Annotated in this window: 20 protein-coding genes; 6 read left to right on the plus strand and 14 right to left on the minus strand. The window is 73.5% G+C overall.

The window, feature by feature from the left end:
• Nucleotides 1-35 precede the first annotated feature (35 nt).
• The 5 genes from ACZ514_RS14030 to ACZ514_RS14050 all read right to left on the minus strand — a co-directional run bounded on the left by ACZ514_RS14030 (nucleotide 36) and on the right by ACZ514_RS14050 (nucleotide 5,437).
• Nucleotides 36-722: a response regulator gene (locus ACZ514_RS14030; RefSeq protein WP_468170884.1), complete on the minus strand. Its 687-nt coding sequence runs from the start codon at nucleotides 720-722 to the stop codon at nucleotides 36-38.
• Nucleotides 719-3,352 (minus strand): DUF4118 domain-containing protein, encoded by a 2,634-nt coding sequence (locus ACZ514_RS14035; RefSeq protein WP_469124798.1) that lies wholly within the window; start codon nucleotides 3,350-3,352, stop codon nucleotides 719-721. The genes ACZ514_RS14030 and ACZ514_RS14035 overlap by 4 nt, the downstream gene beginning before the upstream one ends.
• 174 nt (nucleotides 3,353-3,526) lie before the next feature.
• Entirely contained in the window at nucleotides 3,527-4,303 is a 777-nt protein-coding gene (locus ACZ514_RS14040; RefSeq protein WP_468170878.1) for a DUF3710 domain-containing protein, read from the minus strand.
• 1 nt (nucleotide 4,304) lies between these two features.
• Nucleotides 4,305-4,853: a dUTP diphosphatase gene (dut, locus tag ACZ514_RS14045; RefSeq protein ID WP_388938358.1), complete on the minus strand. Its 549-nt coding sequence runs from the start codon at nucleotides 4,851-4,853 to the stop codon at nucleotides 4,305-4,307.
• Nucleotides 4,853-5,437 (minus strand): PaaI family thioesterase, encoded by a 585-nt coding sequence (locus ACZ514_RS14050; RefSeq protein ID WP_469124799.1) that lies wholly within the window; start codon nucleotides 5,435-5,437, stop codon nucleotides 4,853-4,855. Before ACZ514_RS14050 ends, dut begins: the two co-directional genes overlap by 1 nt.
• 58 nt (nucleotides 5,438-5,495) lie before the next feature.
• On the opposite strand from ACZ514_RS14050, the gene ACZ514_RS14055 reads away from it, so the two are divergent.
• Nucleotides 5,496-5,966 (plus strand): DUF3093 domain-containing protein, encoded by a 471-nt coding sequence (locus ACZ514_RS14055; protein ID WP_468170872.1) that lies wholly within the window; start codon nucleotides 5,496-5,498, stop codon nucleotides 5,964-5,966.
• A 19-nt stretch (nucleotides 5,967-5,985) separates the two neighbouring features.
• Here the strand turns inward: ACZ514_RS14055 and ACZ514_RS14060 are convergent, their stop codons facing one another.
• From ACZ514_RS14060 to ACZ514_RS14075, 4 genes are all read right to left on the minus strand, one after another.
• Nucleotides 5,986-6,921: a hypothetical protein gene (locus tag ACZ514_RS14060; RefSeq protein ID WP_469124800.1), complete on the minus strand. Its 936-nt coding sequence runs from the start codon at nucleotides 6,919-6,921 to the stop codon at nucleotides 5,986-5,988.
• A gap of 8 nt (nucleotides 6,922-6,929) precedes the next feature.
• Nucleotides 6,930-7,226 carry a DUF4193 domain-containing protein gene (locus ACZ514_RS14065; RefSeq protein ID WP_007267048.1) on the minus strand — a complete coding sequence of 99 codons (297 nt, stop codon included), beginning with the start codon at nucleotides 7,224-7,226 and terminating at the stop codon, nucleotides 6,930-6,932.
• Between the two features lie 384 nt (nucleotides 7,227-7,610).
• Complete coding sequence (locus tag ACZ514_RS14070; RefSeq protein ID WP_468170866.1) at nucleotides 7,611-8,852, minus strand: sensor histidine kinase; 1,242 nt, start codon at nucleotides 8,850-8,852, stop codon at nucleotides 7,611-7,613.
• A gap of 4 nt (nucleotides 8,853-8,856) precedes the next feature.
• Nucleotides 8,857-9,510 carry a response regulator transcription factor gene (locus ACZ514_RS14075; RefSeq protein WP_388938348.1) on the minus strand — a complete coding sequence of 218 codons (654 nt, stop codon included), beginning with the start codon at nucleotides 9,508-9,510 and terminating at the stop codon, nucleotides 8,857-8,859.
• 264 nt (nucleotides 9,511-9,774) lie between these two features.
• Between ACZ514_RS14075 and ACZ514_RS14080 the strand changes: the two genes are divergently transcribed.
• Nucleotides 9,775-9,942 carry a hypothetical protein gene (locus ACZ514_RS14080; protein ID WP_164720975.1) on the plus strand — a complete coding sequence of 56 codons (168 nt, stop codon included), beginning with the start codon at nucleotides 9,775-9,777 and terminating at the stop codon, nucleotides 9,940-9,942.
• A gap of 116 nt (nucleotides 9,943-10,058) precedes the next feature.
• On the opposite strand, the gene ACZ514_RS14085 is transcribed toward ACZ514_RS14080, so the two are convergent.
• Both ACZ514_RS14085 and ACZ514_RS14090 read right to left on the minus strand, forming a co-directional pair.
• Entirely contained in the window at nucleotides 10,059-10,862 is an 804-nt protein-coding gene (locus tag ACZ514_RS14085) for an inositol monophosphatase family protein (protein ID WP_468170863.1), read from the minus strand.
• 9 nt (nucleotides 10,863-10,871) lie between these two features.
• Nucleotides 10,872-12,038 carry a ferrochelatase gene (locus ACZ514_RS14090; protein ID WP_468170860.1) on the minus strand — a complete coding sequence of 389 codons (1,167 nt, stop codon included), beginning with the start codon at nucleotides 12,036-12,038 and terminating at the stop codon, nucleotides 10,872-10,874.
• Nucleotides 12,039-12,206: 168 nt separating this feature from the next.
• On the opposite strand from ACZ514_RS14090, the gene ACZ514_RS14095 reads away from it, so the two are divergent.
• The 3 genes from ACZ514_RS14095 to sepH all read left to right on the plus strand — a co-directional run bounded on the left by ACZ514_RS14095 (nucleotide 12,207) and on the right by sepH (nucleotide 16,296).
• Nucleotides 12,207-13,466: an MFS transporter gene (locus ACZ514_RS14095; protein WP_468170857.1), complete on the plus strand. Its 1,260-nt coding sequence runs from the start codon at nucleotides 12,207-12,209 to the stop codon at nucleotides 13,464-13,466.
• Nucleotides 13,414-14,745, plus strand: coding sequence for a D-arabinono-1,4-lactone oxidase (locus ACZ514_RS14100; protein WP_468170854.1), 1,332 nt, complete (start codon nucleotides 13,414-13,416; stop codon nucleotides 14,743-14,745). The genes ACZ514_RS14095 and ACZ514_RS14100 overlap by 53 nt, the downstream gene beginning before the upstream one ends.
• Nucleotides 14,746-15,231: 486 nt before the next feature.
• The gene (gene sepH, locus ACZ514_RS14105) at nucleotides 15,232-16,296 is read left to right on the plus strand and encodes a septation protein SepH (protein WP_468170851.1); all 1,065 of its coding nucleotides are present in this window, start codon (nucleotides 15,232-15,234) and stop codon (nucleotides 16,294-16,296) included.
• 49 nt (nucleotides 16,297-16,345) lie between these two features.
• On the opposite strand, the gene ACZ514_RS14110 is transcribed toward sepH, so the two are convergent.
• Nucleotides 16,346-17,179 (minus strand): sulfurtransferase, encoded by an 834-nt coding sequence (locus ACZ514_RS14110; protein ID WP_469124801.1) that lies wholly within the window; start codon nucleotides 17,177-17,179, stop codon nucleotides 16,346-16,348.
• Nucleotides 17,180-17,355: 176 nt separating this feature from the next.
• Here ACZ514_RS14110 and ACZ514_RS14115 point away from each other — a divergent pair, with 176 nt between their 5' ends.
• Nucleotides 17,356-18,144, plus strand: coding sequence for a VOC family protein (locus tag ACZ514_RS14115; RefSeq protein WP_468170845.1), 789 nt, complete (start codon nucleotides 17,356-17,358; stop codon nucleotides 18,142-18,144).
• A 160-nt stretch (nucleotides 18,145-18,304) separates the two neighbouring features.
• Here ACZ514_RS14115 and ACZ514_RS14120 read toward each other — a convergent pair whose 3' ends face one another.
• Both ACZ514_RS14120 and ACZ514_RS14125 read right to left on the minus strand, forming a co-directional pair.
• Entirely contained in the window at nucleotides 18,305-19,084 is a 780-nt protein-coding gene (locus ACZ514_RS14120) for an SGNH/GDSL hydrolase family protein (protein ID WP_468170842.1), read from the minus strand.
• Nucleotides 19,071-19,643 carry a PadR family transcriptional regulator gene (locus ACZ514_RS14125; RefSeq protein WP_468170839.1) on the minus strand — a complete coding sequence of 191 codons (573 nt, stop codon included), beginning with the start codon at nucleotides 19,641-19,643 and terminating at the stop codon, nucleotides 19,071-19,073. Before ACZ514_RS14125 ends, ACZ514_RS14120 begins: the two co-directional genes overlap by 14 nt.
• Nucleotides 19,644-19,737 lie beyond the last annotated feature (94 nt).

A 19,737-nucleotide genomic window follows, 5' to 3' on the forward strand; every position in this document is an offset into this window, starting at 1 on the left:
GCCTACCGGCGCCCCCGCCGCGTCTCGAAGCCCCGCTATTGCTCGAAGCGGTACCCCATGCCCGGTTCGGTGACGAAGTGCCGCGGGCGGGAGGGGTCCGCCTCCAGCTTGCGGCGCAGCTGGGCCATGTAGACCCGCAGGTAGTTGGTCTCCGTCCCGTAGGCGGGCCCCCAGACCTCCTGGAGGAGCTGCTTCTGGCTGACCAGCTTCCCGCGGTTGCGCACGAGCACTTCCAGCAGGTGCCACTCGGTGGGGGTGAGGCGTACGTCGCGCCCCTCGCGCACCGCCTTCTTGGCGGCGAGGTCCACCGTGAAGCCCTCGGTCGCGACGACCACCTCGTCCCCGCCCGTCCCGGCGGACGGCTCGGCCCGGCGGACGGCGGCGCGCAGCCGGGCCAGCAGCTCGTCCATGCCGAAGGGCTTGGTGACGTAGTCGTCGGCCCCGGCGTCGAGCGCCTCGACCTTCTCGTCGGAGCTGTGCCGGGCGGAGAGCACCAGGATCGGCACCCGCGTCCAGCCGCGCAGCCCCTTGATCACCTCGACGCCGTCCATGTCCGGCAGGCCGAGGTCGAGGACGACCACGTCGGGGTGGCGGGCGGCCGCGAGTTCCAGGGCGCCGGCCCCGTCGGCGGCCGCGTCGACCTCGTACTTGCGCGCCTTGAGGTTGATCACGAGGGCCCGGACGATCTGCGGTTCGTCGTCCACCACGAGCACCCGGGTCATCGGGGACCTGCTTTCTGTCGTCCGGGGAGGTCCCCGGCTCCGGTCGGTTCCTGCGCGTCGGGCCGTGCGCCGTCGGGCCGTGCTCCGGCGTGCGCGGCAGCGGTTCCGGCGGGGGCGGGCGGGCCGCCGCGGGGGGCCGCGCGCAGGGTGAGCACCATCGTGAGTCCGCCGCCGGGAGTGTCCTCGGCGGCGAGGGTGCCGTCCATGGCCTCGGCGAAGCCCCGGGCCACCGCGAGCCCCAGGCCCACGCCGGCCCCGCGCGGGGCGTCCCCGTGGCGCTGGAAGGGGGCGAATATGCGGTCCTTGGCCTCGTCGGGGACCCCGGGTCCGCGGTCGACGACGCGGACTTCGACCCGGTCCCCGAGGAAGCTGGCGGCGACCAGGACCCGCCGGCCCGGGGGGCTGTACTTGACGGCGTTCTCCACCACGTTGGCCACGGTCCGCTCCAGCAGCCCCGGGTCCACCGCCACCATCGGCAGGGTCTCCGGGACGTCGAGCAGCACGCTGTCCTCCGGTACGCCGCCCAGCGCCATCGGGACCACCTCGTCGAGGTCGACCTCCCGGATCAGGGGGGTCACGGTGCCGGTCCGGAGCCGGGACATGTCCAGCAGGTTGCCCACCAGGTGGTCGAGCCGGTCGGCGCCCTCCTCGATGCCGGCCAGCAGCTCGGCGCGGTCCTCCTCGGACCAGTCCACGTCCTCGGAGCGCAGGGAGCTGACGGAGGCCTTGATGGACGCCAGGGGCGTACGCAGGTCGTGGCTGACGGCGGCGAGCAGCGCGGTGCGGATGCGGTTGCCCTCGGCCAGCCGGCGGGCGCCCTCGGCCTCCCCCACGAGGCGCTGGCGGTCCAGCACGACGGCCGCCTGGGCGGCGAAGGCCCCGAGCACCCGGCGGTCCTCGGCGGGCAGCACCCGCCCGGACAGGGCGAGGGCCATGTGGTCGCCGATCGGCATGTCGACGTCGGCGTCCTCGGGCCGGGCCGCCGGGCTCGGGCCGACGCTGCCGGCCCGGGTCCAGGGCTCCACCTCGCCGGCCCGTTCCAGCAGGGCCACCGACTCCATGGCGAAGGTCTCGCGCACCCGCTCCAGCAGCGCGTCCAGGGCGGTCTCGCCGCGCAGCACGCTGCCGGCCAGGGTGGACAGGATCTCGGACTCGGCCCGCAGCCGCGCGGCCTGGTGCGTGCGCCGGGCGGCGAGGTCCACCACCGAGGCCACCGAGACGGCGACGCCGAAGAACACCGCGATGGCCGTGATGTTCTTGGGGTCGGAGACGGTGAACCGGTGCAGGGGCGGGGCGAAGAAGTAGTTCAGCAGCAGGGAGCCGAAGGCCGCCGAGGCCAGCGCCGGCCACAGGCCGCCCAGCAGCGCGGCCGTGACCGTGAGCGCCAGGAAGAGCAGCATGTCGTTGGCGAGGCCGGGATCGGCGTCGATGTGGGTCAGGAGGGCGCAGAGCAGTACGGGGAGGATCACGCCGGCCACCCAGCCGGCCACGAGCCGCGGCCGTCCGAGCCGGGCCGCCGAGCGGGCCACGGGCAGGCCGCGGCCGCGGGCCACCTCCTCGTGGGTGACGATGTGCACGTCGAGGTCGGGCCCCGAGTCGCGGGCCACGGTCGCGCCCACCCCGGGGCCCAGGACGTACTGCCAGGCCTTGCGGCGGCTGGAGCCCAGCACGATCTGGGTGGCGTTGACTCCGCGGGCGAAGGCGAGGAGCGCCTCGGGGACGTTGTCGCCGATCACATGGTGAAACGTTCCTCCTAGGTCTTCGACCAGGGTCCGCTGCACCGTGAGTTCCCTGGGCGAGGCCGAGGTCAGCCCGTCGCTGCGGGCGATGTAGACGGCGAGGACCTCGCTGCCGGAGCCCTTGGCGGCGATCCGTGCGGCCCGGCGGATGAGCGTGCGGCCCTCGGGTCCCCCGGTGAGTCCCACCACGATCCGCTCGCGGGCCTGCCAGGTCGAACGGATCCCGTGCTCGCCCCGGTAGCGCTGGAGGTGCTCGTCGGTCCGGTCGGCGACCCACAGCAGCGCCAGCTCGCGCAGCGCGGTGAGGTTGCCCGGCCGGAAGTAGTTGGAGAGGGCCGCGTCGACCTTGTCCGGCTGGTAGATGTTGCCGTGCGCCATCCGCCGGCGCAGTGCCTGCGGGGACATGTCGACCAGCTCGATCTCGTCGGCGCGCCGCACCACCTCGTCCGGCACGGTCTCGCGCTGGCGCACCCCGGTGATCGTCTCCACCACGTCGCCGAGGGATTCCAGGTGCTGGATGTTGACGGTGGTCACCACGTCGATCCCGGCGCGCAGCAGTTCCTCCACGTCCTGCCAGCGCTTCGCGTGGCGCGAGCCGGGGACGTTGGTGTGCGCGAGTTCGTCCACCAGGGCCACGGCGGGGCGGCGGGCGAGCACCGCGTCCACGTCCATCTCGGTGAAGGCGGCTCCCCGGTGGGACAGCTCGCGCCTGGGCACCTGTTCCAGCCCGTGCAGCATCGCCTCGGTGCGCGGCCGCCCGTGGTGCTCGACGAAGCCGACGACGCAGTCCGTGCCCCGCTCGGCCCGGCGGTGGCCCTCCGCGAGCATGGCGTACGTCTTGCCCACGCCGGGCGCCGCACCGAGGTGGATCCTGAGTCTGCCGCGTCCCATGCGCTCATTCTCGGGGACGTTCCCGCTGCTCACGTACCGGAAGGGCGTCTGCCGGACATCCCTGACGCGTTCCTGACGCGGACCCGCGGGTCCCGGGCGCGCGAAGGCCCGCCGGCCCCGCCCCCTGGGGGAACGGGACCGGCGGGCCGGAGAACGCCCTGGTCCGGACCCGGGTCAGCGGACCTCGGTGATCTCCGGGCCGCGCTCCAGCTGGCCCATGCCGCCGGAGAAGCGCGAACCCTCCTGGTCCTCGGCCGTCTGCACGCCGTCCGGCACCATCTGGGCGTCGTTCGGCAGCTTCAGGACGATCGGGTCGCGCGGGGCCATCGGGCCGTCGCCGCGGACGACGACGGTCTCCCGGAAGATCTGTTCCAGCACCCCGGCCGACTCGGGGCGCACCGCGCCCTGGCCGGAGATGACGCCGCGCAGGAACCAGCGCGGGCCGTCGACGCCGACGAAGCGCACCAGCTGGGCGCCGGTCTGGCCGTCGGGCAGCGGTACGGGGACCTGCGCGCGCAGCTCCCAGCCCAGCGGGCCGTCGACCTCGTCGATGATGCCGCCCTGCTGGGTGATGCCCGAGGCGATCTCGTCGCGGACCTCGCCCCAGATGCCCTCCTTCTTGGGGGCGGCGAAGGCCTGCAGCTGCACGGCGCTGTCGTTCAGGACCACGGTGGCGGCCACGATCGCGTCACCCGCGACCTCGACGCGCAGCTCCATGCCCTCGACGCCGGGTACGAGGATGCCGCCCAGGTCGACCCGGCCGTCCGCCGGGTTGCCGGGCACCTCGGAGATGTCCCACGGGCCGTCGGGCCGCGGGGCGGGGGGCAGGTTCAGCCGGCGCGGGGCGGCGGACTCGTCGCCGTTCCCCTCGTCGGCAGCCACGCCGTCCACGACCTGCTCGGCCGCGCCGCCGTCCTTGGCGGAGTCGTTCTTCTTGCGACGTCCGAACACGTCACTGTCCTTCCCGGTCGGATACGACCGAAGCGTAGCCATTCCCACCCTGCTGCTGACCAGCCCCGGATCCGGCCACGGCCGCATGACCGCCGGTGGAGCCGAACCCCCCGTCGGCCCGGGCCGAGCCGGGAAGTTCCGCCACCTCGTGGAAGCGCACCTTCTCGACCCGCTGGACAACCAGCTGGGCAATGCGGTCGAAGCGCTCGAACCGGACGCTCTCGCGCGGGTCGAGATTGACCACGATCACCTTGATCTCCCCACGGTACCCGGCATCCACCGTCCCCGGGGCATTCACGAGCGCGAGCCCGCAGCGAGCTGCCAGGCCGGAGCGCGGGTGCACGAAGGCCGCGTACCCGTCGGGCAGGGCGATGGAGACGCCGGTGGGCAGTACGGCCCGCTCCCCCGGCTCCAGCTCGGCGGCCACGGTGGTCACCAGGTCGCAGCCGGCGTCGCCGGGGTGTCCGTAGGCGGGAAGGGGCACCTCCGGGTCGACGCGGCGGATCAGCACGTCGACCTCGTGACGGGGTGCGCGGTTGTTCTGGGACATCAGGGGTTCACCTCGAAGGCGCGTGTGCGCCTGACCTGGTCCGGGTCGGACATCGCCGCCCGGATCTCCTCGGGCCGACCGTTGTCGATGAAGTGGTCGACCTTCACCTCGATGAAGAGCGCGTCGGCGCGGACGGCGACGGGGCCGTCCGCGCCGCCTATCCGGCCCACGGCCGTGGAGTAGATCTTCCGGCCGGCGACGGCGGTGACCTCGGCCTCCAGGTACAGCACGGTGCCCACGGGCACGGGCCGTACGAAGTCGGTCTCCAGCCGGCCGGTCACCGCGATGACGCGCAGCAGCCAGTTCAGGGAGCCCAGCGTCTCGTCGAGCGCGGTGGCCAGCACGCCGCCGTGGGCGAGACCGGGTGCGCCCTGGTGGGCGGACTTGACGGTGAACTCGGCGGTGACGCGCACGCCCTCGCCCGCGCGGGCCTCCAGATGGAGCCCGTGCGGCTGGCCCCCGCCGCAGCCGAAGCAGTGGGCGTAGTGCGCGCCGAGGGGCTCCCCGGGCGCGGGGGCATCGGGGTGCCGGACCGGTGCGGAGGCATCGGCCGGAGGTGTCAACGCTGTGTTTCGTCCACTCACAGCCGCTGACCTTACCCGCGCGGCTACCCACCGGTCGCCCCGTGGGAGGCTTGGTCCCATGCAGCTCTCTCCCGCGCACCACGACGAACGCCTCTCCGCTCCCCGCTCCTGGTGGGCCATCGCCGCGCTCACCGGTCTGGCGGGCGCGCTGATGCTGCTGCCGCTGGGCGTCCTGCCGTCGCTGGCGGGCCTGGTCGGCGGCGGCGCGGCGGCGGGGATGCTGGTGAGCGCGTACGGTTCCGCGCGCGTGCGCGTGGTGAACGGCGCGCTCGCCGCCGGCGACGCCCGGATCCCGGTGACGGCCCTGGGCGAGCCCGAGGTGCTGGAGGGCGAGGAGGCCCGCGCCTGGCGCACGTACAAGGCCGACACCCGGGCCTTCATGCTGCTGCGCGGCTACGTTCCCACGGCGGTCCGGATCGAGGTCACCGACCCGGCGGACCCGACGCCGTACGTGTACCTCTCCACGCGCGAGCCGCAGGCCCTCGCGGCGGCCGTCCGCGCGGCGAAGACCGCTGCCGCGGCCGCCTGACCGGCCGCGGCGGGCGCGGTCAGTCCCGGGCGTCCGGGCGGCGGCCCTCGAGTGCGGCTCTGGTGGCCTCGGGAAGGGTCCCGGAGGGGCGCTCCAGGGGCGGCAGGGCGGGGAGGGCGTCCCAGGGCACGGCGCGGCCGCGGAGGTCTCCACGGACCTTCTCCGCGAGTTTCCTGGTGTCCCTGCGGTTCATGACGGCTCCGACGGCCGCGCCGACCATGAACGGCATGAGGTTCGGCAGGTTGCGGATCATCCGCTTCATGATCTGCTGGCGCAGTTCGCGCTTCATCTGCCCGCCGAGCGCCGCGTTCAGCGTGGTCGGCTTGGTCAGGTCGATCCCGCGCTCCTGGGTCCAGGAGGTCAGGTAGGCGAGGCTGCGGTCCTTCATGCCGCCCGGCGGGCGCTGTCCGTACACCTCGTGCAGTTCGGCGATGAGCTTGATCTCGATCGCCGCGACCCCGGTGATCTCCGCGGCCAGCTCCGCCGGCATCGCGGGCGGGACGGGCAGCATGGCCGCGGCGCCGATGCCCGCGCCCACGGTGGAGGTGGCGTTGGCGGCCCCGGCGACCAGCTTGTCGGCCAGTTCATCGGGACCGAGGTCCGGGAACTGCGCCCGCAGGGCGGCGAGGTCCCGCACCGGGACGCGCGGGGCGTTCTCGATGATGAGGTCGGTGATGTACAGGGCGGCGGCCTTCGCGCTCTCGCCGCCCTTGCGCACACCGTTCTTGACGGCTTGCATCCGACGCGTCCCGGGCCTTCCCCGGGACTCCTCGTCCGCCACTGCGGCCGACGGCACCGCCGCGGCGGTGTCGGACGGCACCACAGTCGTCCCGGGGGCCCGGCCGCCGGCGTCCGCGGGACCCGTCTCCGGGCCCGTGGTCACCGCGCGCGCCTGCGCCTCCGGATCGCCAGATTTCCGGAAGCGTCGCTTCCGAAAGGGCGTCGAGCCGGTCACGGCCGTCCTCAGTCGCAGTCGCGGCAGATCGGCTGGCCGTTCTTCTCGCGCGCCAGCTGGCTGCGGTGGTGCACCAGGAAGCAGCTCATGCAGGTGAACTCGTCGGCCTGCTTGGGCAGCACCCGGACGGCCAGCTCCTCGTTGGAGAGGTCGGCCCCCGGGAGCTCCAGGCTCTCGGCGCCGTCGAAGTCCTCGATGTCGACGCTCGACGTGACCTTGTCACTGCGCCGGGCCTTGAGTTCTTCGATGCTGTCGTTGTCGACGTCGTCGTCGGTCTTGCGCGGAGTGTCGTAGTCCGTTGCCATTTTTTCGCTCTCCCCCTCTGGGATTTAGCGGTGTCTCAGCGCACGTAACGCGCGAGAGGCCGGACTTGTGCCCGACCTGAGGCGGAGATTTTGCCTCACATCAAGGTCTGTTACTCAATCGACACCCGGCCCCGCACCCGAAGGACTCCGTGGCCGGGATGTCGAGCGGGACCGTACACGGTCGGGGGGCCGTCCTGCACGAACGCCACCCCGTGTATTTCCCGCCATCCAGGGGGCCGGAAACCCGGACTTCCCGGGCTTTCCGGCCAGCTTGGGGTCACAGAACGCACATGACCCGACACCCGGCACTGTGATCGATCACACAGGAACCGCCCGTGAGAACGGCCGTTCCGTTGCGCCCAGGGCGAACAGAACCCGGGTGGATCAAAGGGGCAACGTGACACGCATCACGAGGCCACCGCCCTCGCGGGGGGTCGCGAGGATGCGGCCGCCGTGTGCGCGCGCCACGGAGCGCGCGATCGACAGACCGAGCCCCACACCCTTGTCACTGCCCGTCCGCTCCGTACGCAGCCGTCTGAAGGGCTCGAAGAGGCTGTCCACCTCGTACGCGGGAACAACGGGACCCGTGTTCGATACGACGAGCACCGCCTGGCCCGGCTGCGCCTCCGTCGTGACCTCCACCCAGCCGTCCGGCACGTTGTACCGGACGGCGTTCTGCACCAGGTTCAGGGCGATCCGCTCCAGCAGCACCCCGTTGCCCTGCACCACGGCCGGCGCCCGCCGGCCGCGGATCTCCACGCCCTTGGCGACCGCCTCGCCGCGGGCCTGGTCGAGGGCGCGCGAGGCGACCTCGGCGAGGTCGACCGGCTTGCGCTCCACGATCTGGTTCTCGCTGCGCGCCAGCAGCAGCAGGCCCTCGACCAGCTGCTCGCTGCGCTCGTTGGTGGCCAGCAGCGTCTTGCCCAGCTGCTGGAGTTCCACCGGGGCTCCGGGGTCGGAGAGGTGGACCTCGAGCAGCGTCCGGTTGATCGCCAGCGGGGTCCGCAGCTCGTGCGAGGCGTTGGCCACGAAGCGCTGCTGGGCCGTGAAGGCCCGCTCCAGGCGGTCGAGCATCTCGTCGAAGGTGTCGGCGAGCTCCTTCAGCTCGTCGTCCGGCCCGTCCAGCTCGATCCGGCGGGTCAGGTCGGACCCCACCACCCTGCGGGCGGTGCGGGTGACCTTGCCCAGCGGCGAGAGCACCCGGCCGGCCATCGCGTAGCCGAAGGCGAAGGCGATCACGCTGAGGCCCAGCAGGGCCATCAGGGACCGGCTGAGCAGGTCGTCCAGGGCGTGCCTGCGCTGCTCGAGGATGCACTGCGCGATCGCCGCGTTGAACTGGTCGATCGACTGGTCGATGCCCACGCCGGAGCAGGTGGTGCTCGAGACCTCGACCTTCTGGCCGCCTACGATCTTGAAGGGGAGCGCGTTGCCCTCCCTCAGGGCCTGGGCGGCCAGCAGGTAGATGATCGACAGCAGCAGGATCCCGGCGATCAGGAACATGCCGCCGTACAGCAGCGTGAGCCTTATCCGGATGGTCGGCCTCAGCCAAGGGAAAGGACCCTCGGGCTCGCCGGGGTCCCAGGTCGGTTTCGGTGGCGCCGCGGGAGGTGCCGGGGTCGAGGCCACCGGGTCAGATCCGGTATCCGGAACCGGGCACCGTCACGATGACGGGCGGCTCCCCGAGCTTGCGGCGCAGGGTCATGACGGTCACCCGGACCACGTTGGTGAACGGGTCCGTGTTCTCGTCCCAGGCCTTCTCCAGCAGCTGCTCGGCGGAGACCACGGTCCCCTCGCTGCGCATGAGCACCTCGAGCACCGCGAACTCCTTCGGCGCCAGCTGCACCTCGCGGCCCTCGCGGAACACCTCGCGCCGGTTCGGGTCCAGCTTGATGCCGGCCCGCTCCAGTACGGGCGGGAGCGCGACGGTGGTGCGCCGCCCGAGGGCGCGTACGCGGGCGGTCAGCTCGGTGAAGGCGAAGGGCTTGGGCAGGTAGTCGTCGGCCCCCAGCTCCAGGCCCTGGACGCGGTCGCTGACGTCGCCGGAGGCGGTGAGCATGAGCACGCGGGTGGGCATGCCCAGTTCGATGATCTTCCGGCAGACGTCGTCGCCGTGCACCAGCGGAAGGTCCCGGTCGAGCACGACCACGTCGTAGTCGTTCACCCCGACGCGCTCCAGCGCCGCGGCGCCGTCGTACACGACGTCCACGGCCATGGCCTCCCGGCGCAGGCCGGTGGCCACCGCATCGGCGAGCAGCTGCTCGTCCTCGACGACGAGTACGCGCACGTCGTTTCCTTCCTTCGAGCCCTCACGGGGCACACGTGTGTTGCGCCCCCATCCTGCCGCTTTCGGCCGTAAACCGGCTGTAAGGCGCCCCTGGGGCCCCTCCGGAGGCGGGCGCACGGGACGGAAGTGAGGATTCCCTCGCCTCACGAGGTTTCTGCGCCCAGGGTGCCGGGGAGGACGAGAGCACACCCCAACCACACCCTGACGCGGCGGACTGCTCCGTGCTCTCCCGCCGCCGACCCACGCAGAGGGGGCGCACCCACCATGGACGCATTCACCGCGGGTCTCCTGCAGCGCATCAAGGCCACGCAGTCGGACCTCAGCAAGGCCCGTGAGACGGGCGACGACTACCTCGCGGATGTGGAGCAGGCCGAGCTGGAGGACCTCCAGCGGCTCGCCGCGGAACACGGCGTGCCGGTCTCGGCCGCCTGACCGGAGGCACCTCCGGACTCACAGCGCACCCACCGGGCCCCGGCCGCCTCTCGGCGGCCGGGGCCCGGTGCTGTCGCCGTTCCCCCCGGCCGTGACGGGCCGGCTCCGGGGCCGCGTCAGTCGTGCCAGGCCCCGGCTTCCTCCAGCAGCGGCTGGAGCGACGCGAACACCGCCGGGGAGGCCGCCAGCACCAGTTCCCCGGAGGCCGGTTCCGAAGGCCGCCCGCCGGTCCGGGCACCCGCCTCACGGGCGATCAGTTCGCCCGCCGCGAGGTCCCAGGGGTTCAGCCCGCGCTCCCAGTACCCGTCCAGGCGCCCGGCCGCGACGTCGCACAGGTCGAGCGCCGCCGAGCCGCCGCGCCGGATGTCCCGCACCAGCGGGATGATCCGCGCGGCGACCTCGGCCTGGTGGGCCCGCCGCGTCTGGACGTACGCGAAGCCGGTGCCGATCAGCGCCTGGTCCAGGGGCGCGGCCGGCCGGCAGGCCAACGGGGTGGTGCCCGACCAGGCCCCGCGGCCCAGCACCGCGTGGTACGTCTCCCCGCGCATCGGCGCCGCCACCACGCCGACCACCGTCTCGCCCCGGTATGCGGCCGCGATGGACACGCCCCAGCTCGGAAGCCCGTAGAGGTAGTTCACGGTGCCGTCCAGCGGGTCGACGATCCAGCGCACCCCGCTCGTGCCGGGGCTGTCCGCGCCCTCCTCGCCCAGCAGCCCGTCCGCGGGCCGCCGCTCGGCGAGGACACCGGTGATCAGCTTCTCGGCGGCGATGTCCATCTCGGTCACCACGTCGATCGGGCTGCTCTTGGTCGCGGCCACCGCCAGATCGGCCGGCCGGCCGTCGCGCAGCAGCTCCCCGGCCCGCCGGGCGGCCTCCAGGGCCACGTCCAGCAGTTCGGTCTTCAGCTCTTCCGGGATCATGCTCTCCCCCTACGCGTACGGGCTGTCCGCGCCGGCGGCGGCCGGCCGGGGCGCGCGGGCCGGGCAGCAGCCCACCGCGCACAGGTCGTGGCTCTGGCCCAGCGTGCCCACCCAGCACTCCTGCGGGCGCTCCCCGCGCTCGCGGGCCGCCCGCTCCAGCACCAGTTCCCGTACCGCTGCGGCGAAGCGGGGGTCGGCGCCGACGGTCGCGGAGCGCCGGGCGGGCAGGGCCAGCTCGGCCGCCTTGGCGGTGGCCTCGGTGTCGAGGTCGTACAGGACCTCCATGTGGTCGGAGACGAAGCCGATCGGGACCATGACCACGGCGGGCGCGCCCTCGGCGTGCAGGGCCTCCAGGTGGTCGCAGATGTCCGGCTCCAGCCAGGGGACGTGCGGGGCGCCGCTGCGGGACTGGTAGACGAGCCGCCAGGGGTGCGCGGTGCCCGTCTCGACCGCGACGGCGTCCGCGATGACCCGCGCCACGTCGAGGTGCTGCTTGACGTAGGCCCCGCCCCCTCCGTCCTCGGTGTGGTCCTCGACCGGGCCTGAGGTGTCGGCCGCGGCGTTCGGGATGGAGTGGGTGGTGAAGGCCAGGTGCGCCCCGTCCCGGACCTCGGCGGGCAGGTCCTCGAGCGAGGCCAGCACCCCGTCGATCATGGGCTCCACGAAGCCGGGGTGGTTGAAGTAGTGCCGCAGCTTGTCCACGCGCGGCGGCTCCAGGCCCTCCTCCGCCAGGGTGGCGAGCGCGTCGGCGAGGTTCTCGCGGTACTGGCGGCAGCCGGAGTAGGAGGCGTAGGCGCTGGTGGCGAGGACGGCGACGCGCCGGCGCCCGTCGCGGACCATCTCCCGCATCACGTCGGTCAGGTACGGGGCCCAGTTCCGGTTGCCCCAGTAGACGGGCAGGTCCAGTCCGTGCCCGGCGAAGTCCCGGCGCAGGGCGTCCAGCAGTTCACGGTTCTGCGCGTTGATCGGACTGACCCCGCCGAAGCCGAAGTAGTGCTGCCCGACCTCCTTGAGCCGCTCGCGCGGGATGCCGCGGCCGCGCGTGACGTTCTCCAGGAACGGCACGACGTCGTCGGGTCCCTCGGGGCCGCCGAAGGAGAGCAGCAGCAGGGCGTCGTAGGGGGCGGCGAGGCCTTCGGCCACCGGCGCGGCGGGTGCACGGAGCTGGTCTGACATGCCTCGAATCCTGCCACTCGGGTTCCGCCGCGCAGAACCGGCCGGTCCGCATCCCGGACGGGGCGTAGGTAAGGTAACCCTAAGCCGATGCGCTGTTTTTTCCCCATGCGGGCGCCTCGCCGGCGGTCCTAACCTGTATGGGCCGATGACGTCCCTTACGGAGCGACCTTGCCCAGTCCCTACCGCGCGATCTTCGCGGCCCCCGGCACCAAGGGGTTCAGCGCGGCCGGCCTCATAGGCCGGCTGCCGATATCCATGGTGGGCGTCGGCATCCTCACGATGATCTCGGAGATGACCGGCCGCTACGCCATGGCCAGCGCCCTCACCGGCACCCTGGCCCTCGCCGCCGCGTTCGTCGGCCCCCTGGTCTCCCGGCTGGTGGACCAGTACGGCCAGCGCCGGGTGCTGCGCCCCGCGACCGTGGTCTCCGTCGCCGCCGTCACCGGCCTGGTGCTGGCCGCGGCGTACGGGCTCCCCGACTGGACGCTCTTCGTGTGCGCCGCCGTCGCGGGCTGCGTGCCGAGCGTCGGTTCGATGGTCCGGGCCCGGTGGACCGAGCTCTACCGGGACTCCCCCCGCGACCTGCACACCGCGTACTCCTTCGAGTCCGTGATCGACGAGGTGTGCTTCATCTTCGGCCCGATCCTCGCCATCGGCCTGTCCACCACCTGGTTCCCCGAGGCCGGACCGGTGATCGCGGCCGGCTGCCTGCTCGTCGGCGTCTGGCTGCTCACCGCGCAGCGCTCGACGGAGCCGGCCCCGCACCCGCGCGCCCCGGACACCGGGCGCGCCTCGGCCCTGCGCTCCCCCGGGCTCCAGGTGCTGACGGCCACCTTCGTGGCGACGGGCGCGATCTTCGGGTCCATCGACGTGTCCACGCTGGCCTTCGCCGACGAGCAGGGCAGCAAGTCCTCCGCCAGCTTCATCCTGGCGATCTGGGCGGCGGGGTCCTGTATCGCCGGAATCGTCTTCGGCCTGCTGCACCTCAAGGGCAAGGCCGAACGCCGCTGGGTCCTGGGCATCTGTGCGATGGCCGTGAGTATGATCCCCCTCCTACTGGCCGGGAACCTTCCGTTTCTGGCCGTGGCGCTCTTCGTCTCGGGCCTCGCCATCGCTCCCACGATGATCACCACGATGGCCCTGATCGAAGCGCACGTACCACGCGCGAAGCTCACCGAGGGCATGACCTGGATCAGCACCGGCCTGGCGGTCGGGGTGGCGGTCGGCTCCTCGGCGACCGGTCTGGTGATCGACGCGGCCGGAGCCCAGCGCGGGTTCGTGGTCTCGATCTCCTCGGGAGTGGCCGCGGCGGCGGTGGCGTTCGCGGGATACCGCCGGCTGACGAGGCCGGCGCAAGGGGAGGAGCCAGCCAGCGATGGCGACGTCGGGGACAGCAGCAGCGAAGAACGCACCGGCCGCGTGGCGTAACTGGGCGGGCAACGTCCGCTCCACGCCCGCGCGCGTGGTGACTCCGGCCTCGGTCGGCGAGCTCCAGGAGGCGGTCCGCCGGGCCGCCGCGGAGGGACTGCGGGTGAAGGCGGTCGGCACCGGCCACTCCTTCACCGCGGCGGCCGCGACCGACGGGGTGCTCGTACGGCCGCAGGCGCTCAGCGGGATCCTGTCGGTCGACCGGGCGGGCGGCACCGTCACCGTGGCGGCCGGCACCGCCCTCAAGGACCTGAACCGGGACCTGGCCCGGCAGGGCCTCTCGCTCACCAACATGGGCGACATCATGGAACAGACCGTCTCCGGCGCCACCAGCACCGGCACCCACGGCACCGGCCGCGACTCGGCCTCCATCGCCGCCCAGGTCCGCGCACTGGAGCTGGTGACGGCGGACGGCCGGCTGATGACCTGCTCCGAGAAGGAGAACCCCGAGGTCTTCGCCGCGGCCCGGATCGGCATCGGCGCCCTGGGCATCGTCACCTCGCTCACCTTCGCGGTGGAGCCGCTCTTCCTCCTGACCGCCCGTGAGGAGCCCATGCGCTTCGAGCAGGTCGCCCGCGAGTTCGACCAGCACGTCGCGGAGAACGAGCACTTCGAGTTCTACTGGTTCCCGCACACCGGCAACTGCAACACCAAGCGCAACAACCGCAGCCAGGGCCCCGCCGCCCCGCCCGGCGCGGTCAGCGCCTGGATCGAGGACGAGCTGCTCTCCAACGGCCTCTTCCAGGCCGTCAACTCCCTGGGCCGCGCGGTCCCGGCCGCCATCCCCTCGATCGCCCGCGTCGCCAGCCGGGCCCTGTCGGCGCGCACCTACACGGACATCCCGTACAAGGTGTTCACCAGCCCGCGCCGGGTCCGGTTCGTGGAGATGGAGTACGCCCTTCCGCGCGAGCGGGCGGTGGAGGCGCTGCGGGAGCTGAAGGCGATGGTCGAGCGCTCCCCGCTGCGGATCAGCTTCCCGGTGGAGGTGCGCACGGCCCCGGCGGACGACATCACGCTGTCCACCGCGTCCGGGCGGGACACGGCGTACATCGCGGTGCACATGTACCGGGGCACCCCGTACCAGGCCTACTTCACCGCCGCCGAGCGGATCTTCACCGCCCACGGGGGCCGGCCGCACTGGGGCAAGGTGCACACGCGGGACGCGGAGTACCTCGCCGCGGCCTATCCGCGCTTCGCCGAGTTCACCGCGCTGCGCGACCGGCTGGACCCGGACCGGCTGTTCGGCAACGACTACCTGAGGCGGGTCCTCGGGGACTGACCCCGGCTCAGGGGGCGCCGGGGACACGCTCCTCGGCGCCCCGGGCGAACGGGGAGTTCCGTTTCTGTGGATCCCGTGAAGCACGACGCCCGCGAACGGCCGTGTCCGCAGGTGGACCCGGCCGCGGACCCGATTCCGGGCAGGCCGGCTCCCACCGCCCGGGACAAGTTCGGCGGCGCGGCGGTCCACCCGGGTGGCCCGAATGGAGTACTGTGGCGAGCCCTGGGGCCGTCCTTCCTCGCGGATGTCCGGACCCGGGGGAGGGGGCCGGCTGATGGAGAAGCGGCACTCAAGACCGGTGATGCCGCGGTATCGCACGGGCTCCTGCTGCGCACAGTAACCATTCGGTCACTGTGCGTGCCCAACAGGTAACCGTGCCATAACGTCGATCAAGGGCGCATGCCCGACACGCCGGTTTAACTCGGCAAGGTTGTGGCAGGCTGCACCCGGGCAGGCCACACTCGACTAGCGGAAGCAGCGACGCACGTGACGTCGGCAGGCACCACCCGGGAGGTCCCCATGCCCGAACTGCGTGTCGTGGCCGTCTCGAATGACGGAACACGACTGGTGCTCAAGGCTGCGGACAGCACGGAGTACACGCTTCCGATCGACGAGCGGCTGCGGGCTGCCGTGCGCAATGACCGCGCGCGCCTGAACCAGATCGAGATCGAGGTGGAGAGCCACCTCCGCCCCCGCGACATCCAGGCCCGCATACGGGCCGGTGCCTCCGCGGAGGAGGTCGCGCAGCTCGCGGGCATCCCGGTCGACCGGGTGCGCCGCTTCGAGGGTCCGGTGCTGGCCGAGCGGGCCTTCATGGCCGAGCGGGCCCGCAAGACCCCCGTGCGCCGTCCCGGCGAGAACACCGGCCCGCAGCTCGGCGAGGCCGTTCAGGAACGCCTCACGCTGCGCGGGGCCGACAAGGATTCCGTGCTGTGGGACTCCTGGCGCCGGGACGACGGCACGTGGGAGGTGCTGCTGGTCTACCGGGTGGCGGGCGAGCCGCACTCGGCGAGCTGGTCCTACGACCCGCCGCGCCGGCTCGTCGTGGCGGTGGACGACGAGGCCCGCTCCCTGATCGGCGAGGCCGACGACCTGCCCTCCACCCCGGAGCCGAGCTTCCCCTTCGTGCCGAGGATCGCCCGGCTGCCCCGCGACCGGCCGCTGGACCGCGCCCTCGACCGGCAGCTGGAACGGCCCGAGAACCGGCCCTCCCCGCCGCCCGCGCCGGAGCCCGAGGAGGAACGGGACACCCTGACCAGCCTGCTGGAGGCGGTCCCGAGCTTCCGGGGCGACCTGGTGGTTCCCGACCGTACGGAGACGCCCGCCGAGGAGGCGGAGTCCGAGGAGCCGCCCGCCGCGGCGGCGTCCGCCGGCGCCGGCGCGGCGTACGCGGACGTGCTGATGCCGCGCACGGTGGCGGGCCACCGCGAGCGGCTGACCGGCACCACCGACCGGCAGGCCGAGGCCGACGGGGTCCGGCCGGGGCGCCGGGCGGCCGTGCCCAGCTGGGACGAGATCGTCTTCGGGACCCGGCGCAAGAAACAGGAGTAGCCCGGCGGCCGGTGGCGCCCCCGAGAGGGCGTCACCGGCCGCGGCACCCTCAGGGGTTGGGGCCGGTGGCCACGGGCCGCGCCGGGTCCGAGGACCACTGCGACCAGCTGCCCGCGTACAGGCTCGCCGCGATGCCGGCCACCTCCAGCGCGAGGACCTCGTGCGCCCCGGAGACCCCCGAACCGCAGTACACGCCCACGGCGGTGTCCCCCGCCGCGCCCAGCTCCGCGAACCGGGCGCGCAGCTCACCGGCCGGCAGGAACCGGCCGTCCGGGCCGACGTTCTCGGTGGTCGGGGCCGACACCGCGCCCGGGATGTGCCCGCCGACCCGGTCGATCGGCTCGACCTCGCCGCGGTAGCGCTCCCCCGCGCGGGCGTCGAGCAGCAGGCCCGTTCGGGCCAGCGTGGCCGCGTCGTCGGCCCCCAGCAGTCCGAACGCCCCCGGCGTTGGCTTGAAATCACCCTCGGCCGGTGTCGCCGTCTCCGCGGTCAGGGCGCCGCCCACCGCCGTCCACGCCGCCAGCCCGCCGTCAAGGACGCGCACGTTCGGGTGTCCCGTCCAGCGCAGCAGCCACCAGGCGCGGGCGGCCGCCCAGCCCAGACCGCCGTCGTACACGACCACCGGCCCGTCGGCGCGTACGCCGGCCCGGCGCATCGCGGCGCCGAAGTCCTCCGGGTCGGGGAGCGGGTGGCGGCCGCCCGCCCCCGGCGGACCTGCCAGTTCGCGGTCGAGGTCGACGTAGACGGCGCCGGGGATGTGCCCGGCTTCGTAGGCGGGGCGCTGGTCGGGGCCGCCCAGCTGCCAGCGGACGTCCAGGAGCACCGGTGGCCGGGGAGCCGCCAGCTCGCTCTTCAGTTCGGAGGCGGAGAGAATCGCAGTCATGGGCCCATCTTCCTCCCGGTCCTCGAACCCGTGTCACAAGCCGGACACCGACGGGCCGCAGTGATTCGGTCATCTCTGTTCTCGCCCCCGCTCGTGCGGCCGGTCGGGGCGCGCCGGATGCCGCGGAGTGGAAGCATCTGCGGGGACCAGGGACACGACGGCAGGAGACGGCTGACATGACGGAGGCATCGGGAGCTTCGCGGCGCGCGTCCGGCACACCGTGCTGGGTGAGTCTGATGGTGCACGGCCTCGGGAGCACGGAGGACTTCTACGCCGACCTGTTCGGCTGGGAGTACGAGCCCGGTCCCAGCCAGCTCGGCCCGTGCGTCCGGGCCTTCCTCGACGGCGAGGAGGTCGCCGGGATCGGCGAGATGCCCCCGGACCGCCATCTTCCGGTGGCGTGGACGACGTACTTCGCCACGGACGACGCCGACTGCACCGCCGAGTCCATCCGGTCGTGCGGCGGCACGGTGGCGGTGGGCCCGCTCGACGCGGGGGCCGCGGGACGGATGGCGATCTGCTCCGACCCGCTGGGCGCGATCTTCGGGATCTGGCAGACCGACGGGCTCCCCGGGCCCCGGCGGGCGGGGGCGCCCGGCACCCCGGTGTGGAACGAACTGCTCACGCAGGACACCTCGACGGTCGGCAAGTTCTACGAGCACGTCTTCGGCCACGACGCCGAACGGCACCCCGACCTGTCGGCCGACTTCGACTACCTGACCCTGCGCCTGGGCGGCCGTCCGGTCGCCGCCGTCCACGGGGTCGGCCGCGGGCTGCCGCACGACCGGGGGCCGCACTGGATGACGTACTTCGAGGTGGCCGACCCCGACGCGGCCGCCGCCCGGGTGACCGAGCTGGGCGGCCGGATCGTCGCACCGCCCCGGGACCGGATCACGGGCAGGCTGGCCATGGTCGCGGACCCGGAGGGGGCGGTCTTCGCCCTGGTGCGGACGGCTGCGCCCTAAGCCGTCTCTTCCGGATCTTGCCTGACCCGCGTCGCCCGGCACCGCACCTCGCCGCGTTGTCGAGGCACCCGGGGACGTCCGGTAATCGGGAGCCTCTCCGCCTTGCGATGCACGGCACCGGACGACCCGGGCTTGACCGGCAAGATCCGAAAGAGCCGGCCTAGGCGGCCCGAACGGGGAGCAGCCGCGGGCGCTTCGGGCCGCGGCCGTCGCCGGAGGAGGTGCCGCGCAGCCGGCGTACCAGCCAGGGGCCGAGGAACCCGGCCACCCAGGCCGCCTCGGCGGCGACCGCCCGGGTGCCGGAGCGCGGCGGCCGGGGCGGCAGCGGCTCCCTCCAGGTCCCGTCGCTGCCGGGCAGCTCCAGGGCCTCCGCCAGGGCCGCGGCGATACGGGCGTGGCCCAGGGGCCCGGCGTGCAGCCGGTCGGCGGTCCACAGGCGCGGATCGGTGGCCACGGCCGCCCGGGCGGTCTCGGCCACCACCACCCCGTGGCGGCCCGCGGCGGCGCGGACGCGGGTGTTCAGCTCGGCCACCCTCGGGCCCAGCGGCCGGGCCAGGGGCGCGAGGCGCGCCACGTCCGGGAAGGTCACGGTGGCCACCCGCGCACCGGCGGCCGTGAGCGCGGCGAACATCTCCTCCAGTTCCCCGGCCACCTCCGCGGCGTCGAAGCGCGGCCGGAGCAGGTCGTTGACGCCGGCGACGACGGTCGCGACGTCCGGCCGCAGCTCCAGGGCGGGCCCGAGCTGTTCCGCGCGGACCTGCCCGGCGAGCCGGCCCCGGACCGCGAGGTTCGCGTACAGCAGTCCGGGAGCGGCGGCTGCGAGGTGTCCCGCGAGCCGGTCGGCGAAGCCGCGCAGGCCCGTCGTGTCGTCGCCGTCCCCGAGCCCCTCGGTCTGGCTGTCGCCCAGGGCGACGTAGCGCGCGTACTCAGTCCTCCGCACGGTCGTTCCCCTCCCTCCGCCTGAGCACGTCCGCCGCGCGCAGGCACCAGTCCCGGTGGCCCTCCTCGAAGGCCACCCCGCGCAGGCAGGTCAGGTACCCGCCGATCCGCTCCCCCCGCAGCAGGTACGCGTCCTCGTCCATCCCGCCGCGCAGGGTGCGCAGCAGCGTGCGCAGCAGCTCGATCTTGGCCTCGGCGGCGGCGGCCCGCTGCTCCAGCTGCTCGATGACCGGGGCGGTGCCGATGCGGTCGGCGCTCTGCACCTTCACGAGGAGGTCGTCGCGGATCGAGGAGGGCTTGGAGGGGGCCCCGGCGAACCGCTCCAGCTCGGCCCGGCCGGCGTCCGTGACGCGGAACAGCCGCTTGTTGGGCCGGGACTCCTGCACCACCTCGCGGCCCGCGACCAGCCCGTCCGCCTCCAGCCTCGCCAGTTCGGCGTAGAGCTGCTGGGGCAGGGCGTGCCAGAAGTTCGCGACGCTGATGTCGAACGCCTTCGCCAGCTGATAGCCGCTGTACTCGCCGTCGAGCAGTGCCGCCAGTACCGCGTGCCGCAAGGCCATGTCCGGTATCCCTCTTCCCTTCCGGTACCCGTCACCGGCACCATACTCAAGAATATGACTACTCGCACCGTTGAGTAATCACCGATCGGAGGAG

It is taken from the genome of Streptomyces sp. NPDC034086, from assembly GCF_055575515.1.

What these genes read in the sequence shown, in the direction of transcription:
- ACZ514_RS14030 (WP_468170884.1), bottom strand. Translation starts at nt 722, where the DNA reads ATGACCCGGGTGCTCGTGGTGGACGACGAACCGCAGATCGTCCGGGCC.
- ACZ514_RS14035 (WP_469124798.1), bottom strand. Translation starts at nt 3,352, where the DNA reads ATGGGACGCGGCAGACTCAGGATCCACCTCGGTGCGGCGCCCGGCGTG.
- dut (WP_388938358.1), bottom strand. Translation starts at nt 4,853, where the DNA reads ATGTCCCAGAACAACCGCGCACCCCGTCACGAGGTCGACGTGCTGATC.
- ACZ514_RS14055 (WP_468170872.1), top strand. Translation starts at nt 5,496, where the DNA reads ATGCAGCTCTCTCCCGCGCACCACGACGAACGCCTCTCCGCTCCCCGC.
- ACZ514_RS14065 (WP_007267048.1), bottom strand. Translation starts at nt 7,226, where the DNA reads ATGGCAACGGACTACGACACTCCGCGCAAGACCGACGACGACGTCGAC.
- ACZ514_RS14080 (WP_164720975.1), top strand. Translation starts at nt 9,775, where the DNA reads ATGGACGCATTCACCGCGGGTCTCCTGCAGCGCATCAAGGCCACGCAG.
- ACZ514_RS14085 (WP_468170863.1), bottom strand. Translation starts at nt 10,862, where the DNA reads ATGATCCCGGAAGAGCTGAAGACCGAACTGCTGGACGTGGCCCTGGAG.
- ACZ514_RS14090 (WP_468170860.1), bottom strand. Translation starts at nt 12,038, where the DNA reads ATGTCAGACCAGCTCCGTGCACCCGCCGCGCCGGTGGCCGAAGGCCTC.
- ACZ514_RS14100 (WP_468170854.1), top strand. Translation starts at nt 13,414, where the DNA reads ATGGCGACGTCGGGGACAGCAGCAGCGAAGAACGCACCGGCCGCGTGG.
- ACZ514_RS14110 (WP_469124801.1), bottom strand. Translation starts at nt 17,179, where the DNA reads ATGACTGCGATTCTCTCCGCCTCCGAACTGAAGAGCGAGCTGGCGGCT.
- ACZ514_RS14115 (WP_468170845.1), top strand. Translation starts at nt 17,356, where the DNA reads ATGACGGAGGCATCGGGAGCTTCGCGGCGCGCGTCCGGCACACCGTGC.
- ACZ514_RS14125 (WP_468170839.1), bottom strand. Translation starts at nt 19,643, where the DNA reads ATGGCCTTGCGGCACGCGGTACTGGCGGCACTGCTCGACGGCGAGTAC.